2 protein-coding genes are annotated in these 595 nt (G+C 67.6%); both read left to right on the top strand.

All coding sequences use genetic code 11. The features are described from left to right. A partial coding sequence (gene tnpB, locus IE122_RS18280; protein ID WP_189622651.1) for an IS66 family insertion sequence element accessory protein TnpB occupies positions 1-189 on the top strand: 189 nt, incomplete at its 5' end. A gap of 31 nt (positions 190-220) precedes the next feature. Further along, on the top strand, positions 221-595 hold a 375-nt coding region (locus tag IE122_RS18275; protein WP_189622650.1), incomplete at its 3' end, for an IS66 family transposase.

The following is a 595-nucleotide window of genomic DNA, read 5'->3' as shown; positions in this document are numbered from 1 at the left end:
GTTTGGTGGGACGGCACCGGGCTGTGCCTGATGGCGAAGAAGCTTGAGTCCGGAGGCTTCAAGTGGCCCGGGATCCGCGACGGCGTGATGCGCCTGACCGCGGCCCAGCTGGGTGCGTTGCTCGAAGGCCTGGACTGGCGGCGGGTGCACGGTGGACGTCGGCCGATGGCCCCGCAGATTGCCGGTTGACGGGGCTTCTCGCTGCTGATTCATTGCTTCCATGCTCATGGAAGCGGACCTTCCCAACGATGTCGAAGCGCTCCGCGCGCTCGTCCTTGAGCAGTCCCGCACACTGGCCACAGAACGCGCGGCAAGGAGCGATCTTGCACTCGCCAAGGGCGAGGCCGATGCAGAGATCGAGCGGCTGCAGTCGATCATCGATGCCTTCATGCGCCACCGGTTCGGCCGCAAGTCCGAGCAGCTCGATCCAGACCAGCTTCAGCTTGGCCTTGAGGATGTCGAGACGGCACTGGGCCAGGCCCGCGCCGCACGCGAGGCGGTGACCGCGAAGGCCGGCAGCGATCGCCCGCGCAAGGCCAACCGCGGCGCGCTGCCCGCGCACCTCGAACGGATCGAGCAGGTTGTCGACGTCGAG

This window comes from Novosphingobium colocasiae (assembly GCF_014652555.1).
In the GTDB taxonomy this organism is placed as follows: domain Bacteria; phylum Pseudomonadota; class Alphaproteobacteria; order Sphingomonadales; family Sphingomonadaceae; genus Novosphingobium; species Novosphingobium colocasiae.
This window is presented reverse-complemented; position numbering and strand designations above follow the sequence as displayed.